The 6993-nt window shown below is 35.0% G+C and carries 8 protein-coding genes; 2 read left to right on the top strand and 6 right to left on the bottom strand.

The features are described 5' to 3' along the window. The coding region (locus tag F6K54_RS14800; protein WP_375341973.1) for a DedA family protein at positions 1-221 on the bottom strand (221 nt) is incomplete at its 3' end. 517 nt (positions 222-738) lie between these two features. Between F6K54_RS14800 and F6K54_RS14795 the strand changes: the two genes are divergently transcribed. Then, complete coding sequence (locus F6K54_RS14795; RefSeq protein WP_293078707.1) at positions 739-1086, top strand: STAS domain-containing protein; 348 nt, start codon at positions 739-741, stop codon at positions 1084-1086. 835 nt (positions 1087-1921) lie between these two features. Here F6K54_RS14795 and F6K54_RS14790 read toward each other — a convergent pair. The 4 genes from F6K54_RS14790 to F6K54_RS14775 all read right to left on the bottom strand — a co-directional run bounded on the left by F6K54_RS14790 (position 1922) and on the right by F6K54_RS14775 (position 5169). Beyond that, complete coding sequence (locus F6K54_RS14790) at positions 1922-2479, bottom strand: Npun_F5560 family protein (protein ID WP_375341972.1); 558 nt, start codon at positions 2477-2479, stop codon at positions 1922-1924. 349 nt (positions 2480-2828) lie between these two features. Next, positions 2829-3194 (bottom strand): 30S ribosomal protein S6, encoded by a 366-nt coding sequence (gene rpsF / locus F6K54_RS14785; protein ID WP_293078704.1) that lies wholly within the window; start codon positions 3192-3194, stop codon positions 2829-2831. Positions 3195-3676: 482 nt separating this feature from the next. Further along, on the bottom strand, positions 3677-4150 hold the full coding sequence (locus tag F6K54_RS14780; protein ID WP_293078702.1) for a Tic20 family protein: 474 nt from the start codon (positions 4148-4150) through the stop codon (positions 3677-3679). A gap of 821 nt (positions 4151-4971) precedes the next feature. Next, positions 4972-5169: a hypothetical protein gene (locus F6K54_RS14775; RefSeq protein WP_293078700.1), complete on the bottom strand. Its 198-nt coding sequence runs from the start codon at positions 5167-5169 to the stop codon at positions 4972-4974. 46 nt (positions 5170-5215) lie between these two features. On the opposite strand from F6K54_RS14775, the gene F6K54_RS14770 reads away from it, so the two are divergent. Further along, complete coding sequence (locus tag F6K54_RS14770) at positions 5216-5419, top strand: hypothetical protein (RefSeq protein WP_293078698.1); 204 nt, start codon at positions 5216-5218, stop codon at positions 5417-5419. Between the two features lie 427 nt (positions 5420-5846). Here F6K54_RS14770 and F6K54_RS14765 read toward each other — a convergent pair whose 3' ends face one another. Next, the gene (locus F6K54_RS14765) at positions 5847-6713 is read right to left on the bottom strand and encodes a methyltransferase domain-containing protein (protein WP_293078696.1); all 867 of its coding nucleotides are present in this window, start codon (positions 6711-6713) and stop codon (positions 5847-5849) included. Positions 6714-6993: the final 280 nt, after the last annotated feature.

Below are 6993 nucleotides of genomic sequence, written 5' to 3'. Positions count from 1 at the left end.
CCACAACTGTCGCCTAGTACTGCACCTATAATCGCACAGCTAAGTACATATCTATAAAGCAATTCCCCACTACCTGCAAGAAACCCACCTACAAGCGTCACTGTTTCTCCAGGTAAGGGGACTCCTGCGTTTTCGAGGGCTATTCCTAAAAAAATAGCTAGATAGCCGTATTTATGGGCTATTAATTGAATTGTTTCTAATGATACAAATTCTAGGTGCATTATACAGTAATCTTTAATCTAATTCAATTAAATTTATCATTTTTTTATATTTTATTGCCAGATAGTGGTTTGTAAAGATGGTTTTGAGTAGTGGCCAACCTCAAAAAGCATTACCCAAAAATCACACGTTACAAAATCTATCCATCATATCAATGTTGCTTGGGGACCAGCACTCTCCGGTTACAGGAGTTGTCGGTAGGATCTCAAGTGTAAAGGGAACTTATTTATGACTCAAGCAATCCTTGTCTATATATAGATAATTAATTGGTGTGCGTAAGAAGTATTAAATGTATAACAGAAGTTAACAACTTGCACTATAGTTGGTATAGATTACTGTCAATTTTTTATTTGATCCAGGGAACTCTATTTCTAGTAATAGTAAAGTTAATTTCCTGAGTATCATTACAACTTCTGGATTGTTCATAATTAGGGTGTAATAAATTATCTTGAATCTCCAAAAATTTACATTTCACAGCAAAGTAAAAAAAAATTTTCCTCTTAATTAATGGTGATACCTATGAAAACTACTGATGCCAGTCAACATATCATTATCATTCCTAATCGTCGCTTAGACTTAGTCGGAGCAAATGCCATTAAGCAGCAATTCATATCTCTAATAGACAAAAAATACAATCTTTGGATTGTTGATATGGCAAATGTAGAGTTTATAGATAGTTCTGGTTTAAGTGCATTAGTTATTGGTTTGAAAAAGGCTCGCAAACATGGTTATAGCTTAGCTATTTGTAACCTTAACCCCACAATTAGATTGGTTTTTGAAATTACTCAGTTAGATAGAGTTTTTCAAACTTTTAACACTATTGATGATGTTTTTGTAGATTCTCAGGCAAAGTTACTAACAGCTTAAGTGAAGCTAGTTTTTCATTAATGGATAATGGATAATTGATAATTGATAATTACCTCATAGTTAAAACCGAGAGGATTGAATCTAAGGAGATATTATTTCTTTTTTACCCTTAAAAGGGGAGGATTCAAACGATAATTATTTAATTATTAATTATTAATTATTAATTATTAATTATTAATAATTTGGTAAATGCTCGACTCGACTCAGATACTAAATTTAATAGTAATTTAGCTGGTCTTATAAATTAACATACAGCAGGTTTGAAACTAATGTGGTACAATTGACGGGATAAACTTGTGGTTGTTCGCTACTATAACTCCCTAATTCCCTACTCCCTCAAACCATTAATAGTAGCTCATAACTTGTTAAACGGCTTTCAAGAATTAATAATAAATAATTACCGAAAACTTGTGGTCTAAAGTCTCCCCTTCTAAGGGGATAAAAAAAGAGAATTCCGTATTTCAAGCTTCTTGTTTCAGTTCAAGGTACTGATAACTGATAACTGAAATGACCTCTCCTTCAAAATAATAGGATGGACTTAAAGGAATTTTTTTCTTCTCTTGGTTGATTGTATATGGCGAGGAGACCCGCTCTTATCAGAGCCGCTCCGCTTTATATGTTGCGGAGCAAAACGCCATCCCATCCTACGGAATGCTCCGCAAACGACCGCTTTTTTCCCTTTTATAAGGAGAGGGTTTAAACCTTAATTATTCGGCAAATAAAATAGAGGTTTATTGCAGTTCACTAACTATCAAAACACTATTTTCTTGAGATAAAATTTGATATTAATACTAAGATAAAACTTTATACCTATCTTAGCAAATATTGGCTTAAACTAAGCATTTCCAAAAGTCGGCATTTCTACAGAAGAACCTGGTTGTCCCTGACCAAAAGCAGGTAAATCTAGACCATTAGCACGACGATTTCTAACTGCTAGACGATAACTAACGCTTTGTAACTCTGCATGAAGTTGACGGTTTTCCTTTTGTAAGATTTCCACTTTCTCAAGCACTTCTGCAAGTCGTTCGGAGAATTTTTGGCGATAGACTTCTGGTAGTTCTTGTACTACTTGTTCTAACATTTGGGAGCGGTCTGTTAATTCTTGCACAGAATGTCGTAGATTATATACCTCTGCATCTCGTTCAGCAATTTGTTCTTGATAAAAATTTACTTGTTGTTCAACTTCATTGAGTTGTTCCTTTAAGCTTTGCATTTGAGATTGGTAACTTTCAGGAACTGTTGATGTTGGTACTATACTTGTATTTCCCTTAACTAATCTAAAAAGTTCTTGAGACAATTGTTGAATTAATTGGTCTCGCATTTGTAGTTCTTCGTTAAGACGAGATACTTCAAGTTGAAGTTGTTGTGAATTTAACTTTTGCATCTGCTTCACTTTAAGTTTGCTCCTAATTATTTAATAGTATATGATTTATATTTAGAAATAGTATAGGTTCATAATTCATAGTAGCTAATAATATATAGCAATCCTAAATAGGTTGCGGGTAATCAAAAAGTAGATAAAAAAACTGAAACTCCCTCCTGTTGACTGTTGCCTAAAAGCAGTAAGATTTTTATCCACAAATAAAATAGGATTGCTATAGAGGAAATAGGAGAGGAGTCTCCCCTATTTCAAATCCCATTAACATTCGTATAACAGGAGACCCCTTTCCGGCATTCAAGTGGGGTGAATCAAAGCTCTCAAATCTGTTAGTCCACATTATTTGGACTGCCATGAAATATTACTATTCTACTGCTGCTAATGATTCTGGTCGATCCAGAGTATCTGATGTAGTAGTATCTGCTGTAGTATTTTTTGGTACTTCTTGTTTAATCGTCAAGTAACGAATAACCTCTTCACTCAAACGCATTGCCCTCTCTAATACAGCTATTTGAGTAGGAGGGCCTTGATAGTTCATCTGAATATATGTACCTTCTCGACGATCATCTATCTCATAAGCTAAACGACGCTTACCACGATGTTGAATTTCTATGTCGTAAGCACCCTGTTCCTGCAATAAATCTTTATATTTTGCGATTTCTTGTTCTACCTGTTCTTCATTCAGGTCTGGACGCAAAATATACATTGTTTCATAAATGAATGGTTTCATGGAAATAATCTCCTTTCGGACTACATGGCTTCTAGCAAGTTTTATGCAGAAGCAAGGATCTTTGATCGTAACAAAATTTTCACCACAAAAACAAAATAGAGAGTGTGAAAATATTTAGCTAGAGCGTCGATTCATCTCACACCATAATTGAAAATTTGGTGTGAGATAAATCGACGGTAAATTAATTGGACTCGATGTCCAATTAATTTACAAATTTTATGTTATTATAAATTTAAGCTGGTTTGAGTTAACAACCGCCAGTGATCAACCATGAAAATCAAATCAGATATGGGGTGAGATCCCAGAAATCCTAGTAATCCGTTGGGAATGTCAAATCTGATAGTGGCCCTAGGTGAGCAGCTTTTTGATTGGCCAAAAGGGCGGAGGGGCATCCCGTCCTTCAAGCTCGTGGAGTCCGACGGAATACCGGGACTGTGAAACGAGAAGCCCACACGATACCGTCAGGTTAGTGTGGGAGTATGTCACCGCACTTGCATATAAACAGCCTCAGAAATAGTAGGTATTTCTGCGTAGCGACCCATGACTGATTGAACTACTGCATAGATAAATGATGCTAGAATTCCGATGAATATCATATTAGAGAGAGTTTCCAGAATAAATCCTCCTAAACTTGCTCCCAATATTTGCAGAATTAGACCACACAAGATTAAAATAATATCCAGTAGAATAGCTTGCATGGTATTGAAACGAATAAAGTGAGATATATTTTCGTTTCTCACAACTAACAAGAACAGAGCAAAGAAAACTATTAAGCCAAAGAAGGGTATACCTCTATAAATCTGTAACAAAGGGGATAGAAGAACTGGTATTATCTGTATGGGAGGGAACTGTTGGAATAAATATCTACCATATACTAACCCATCTAGCAAGGGCAATAGGTAAGGTAAGCTAGCAAAAATTCGGTCTTGAACAGTTGTAGAACCACGCCAAGTCATTGTAAAATTCTCCTGAGTTTGATAAAAATAGCTACATATAAATTCAGGATAGCGCAGTAATTAGATAACTTCAGCCCTCGATGGTGTTTTGTGGCCGAAAAAATCACTAAACTTTTAAATTTTAAGTAATTTTAAGAAAAAAAAGAAAAATACTTTCTTTGGGAAAAAGTCAAAGGTAAGCCCTTCCTTACTAGGACTCAAGTCCCAAGCACAAATGCCTAGTTTTTCAATTAGGTAGGTAGTCACCATCTAAAAAATGAAGCAATATTTGTATAAGTCTACCTTTTGGTGTCTCTAAAAATATTATTTTATATTCTTTAAATAAGTAGTCCTAAATAATTTATCAAAAAAACAAAAAAGTAGATAATAAAATGTTAAGTGTTTAAAACTGTTTTTTTCTTGCTAGTTCTAAGATATTTTATACGCAACTCAAATCTGAGCGCTATAACTATTTTATTGACTTTTAAGCTACATTTCAATTATTAATTCAAAGGGTATATGCACCATTTTAATCTACTGTTAATTTTTATCCTTGCTTTCTAAACACATTACTTTCAACCTAATTTTTTGTAATTAGGGCTTGCTGATTAAATCTAAAAGTATTGACATATAGAGCTAGAGCGCATTTTTTAGTTAAAAAAAGTTCAAGCTTAATGGTTGTAATGGTTCAAAAAATTAGCATTTTAGGCGTATAGTTGCCCAGAATAATTCCTTGATTCTTCTTCCTCCTACCTCCTCTATAATTCCCATTTCTCCTGTCTCCTGTCTCCTGTCTCCTGTCTCCTACCCTTACCCATAAAACTTTTGAGCGCAAACCCTAATTATTCTATACTGGCAACGCGGAAACCCATTTGACACTCATACTGGTCTGGTTGAGTATCTGATAATTTAGGAACTGGATGACCACAACGTAATTGACCACCTTTCCATCGGGGTTGACCACTTCTATCGGCTAACAAACAACTTTGACAAACTTGTTGAGGAGCAACTAGCTGATTTTCCATTAAAATAACTAACATAAATTACACCTCCAGGAAATCCCATCTGGTGTATCTATTCTAAGCGATGATTATAGCAGAAGTAGGTATATTGGTACAGAAGTTAACATTTACTGAAGATGCAGTGAAAGTCAAAAGTCATGGAATGAAGTCAAAAGTCAAAAGTCATGGAATGAAGTCAAAAGTCAAAAGTCATGGAATGAAGTCAAAAGTCAAAAGTCATGGAATGAAGTCAAAAGTCAAAAGTCAAAAGTCAAAAGTAAGAAATTAACTCAAAAATTAAAAGTCGTCTAATGAAGTCAAAAGTCAAAAGTTAAAAGTTAAGAGTTAAAAGTTAAAAGTAAGAAATTAACTCAAAAATTAAAAGTCGTCTAATGAAGTCAAAAGTCATGGGATGAACAAAAGTAAGATTTTATAGGCTCGAAACTTTAATCCCACAATCAAGTCAAAACTCAAAACTCAAAAGTTAAAAGTCAAAAGTAAGAAATTAACTCAAAAATTAAAAGTCGTCTAATGAAGTCAAAAGTCATGGGATGAACAAAAGTAAAATTTTATAGGCTCGAAACTTTAATCCCACAATCAAGTCAAAACTCAAAACTCAAAAGTTAAAAGTTAAAAGTTAAAAGTAAGAGATTAACTCAAAAGTATGAAAATTTTTAATCACTTCCACTGATGTAAAAAGAATTTGTGCTAATCAACTATTTATTTCCCCGCAATAGACCAAATTTTATTAATCCTCGTTCATATCCACTACTCATTAACTCCAGGGAAAGGGCGGCTTGAATTGTTGTCCAACCACTAAAGAGTAAATTCATAATCACTTTAGGGTCAAAAGCTGATTCGATCACAATATTCCAGAAGGGAGCAGCAGCAGTTGACCAATCAGCAGTGCAGATATTTTGAAAGCCGATATTTTGGGCGATCGCTTCATACTCTGGCAAGGAAATAACATAGGGCAAAGCATAGACTCGATAAATTTCGGCTAGATGTCTCCTTTCATCATCAGTTAGTTGTCCATCAGAGTCGCCAACTGGACGATGACACCAAGTGGCCATGATTATAGTTCCACCTGGTTTAAGGACTCTATAACATTCCTGCAAGAATTTCTGTTTATTAGGCATATGTTCTCCACTTTCGAGAGACCATACTAAGTCAAATGATTCATCAGCAAAGGGCATTTCTAAAGCATTTGCCACTATGAAATTAGTAGATTGATTTAAGTTGGCTACATCAGCTCGTTCTTTGGCTCTTTGGGCCTGGACGGGAGAAAGGGTAATACCTGTGGCAGTAGCATTAAATTTTTCGGCCAAGTACAGTGTACTACCGCCAATACCACAACCGACGTCCAGGAGCGAGGTAGGAGGCCAAAAATTTGATTTTTCGTTTAATGCTCCCCACTGAAGTAGTTCTTCAATCATGTCTATTTGAGCTTGTCGTCTATTTTTTTGCTGCTTACCATCTTGTCCATAATAGCCATGGTGCATATGTTCACCCCACGCTTGTTCCCAGAGATTGGAGGAAGCATCATAGAATTGTTGAATCTGTTCGATTAAGGTTGAGGTCATTTCAGTTATCAGTTATCAGTTATCAGTTATCAGTTATCAGTTATCAGTACCTCTGGCTGTTTGCGCAACATTCCGTAGGAAACCAAGAGGCTTAAAATAATGAAATTTATTCTTTTCATCCCCTTCAAAGGGGAGGCTTTGGACCTCGTTTTTTGGTCATAATTATTAATCAAGGTTAAGGATTGATTTTTTTGGACTATTATATATTAAATATCATGTCTGGCTGAATAGTTAATAAATAAGTTAGTAGAGAGTAGGGGGGTAGGGAGTGGGAAGTAGG

This window comes from Okeania sp. SIO3B5, from assembly GCF_010692555.1.
Taxonomy (GTDB): Bacteria; Cyanobacteriota; Cyanobacteriia; order Cyanobacteriales; family Microcoleaceae; genus Okeania.
The sequence above is the reverse complement of the archived record's forward strand: the minus strand, read 5'-3'. Positions and strand labels throughout refer to the sequence as shown.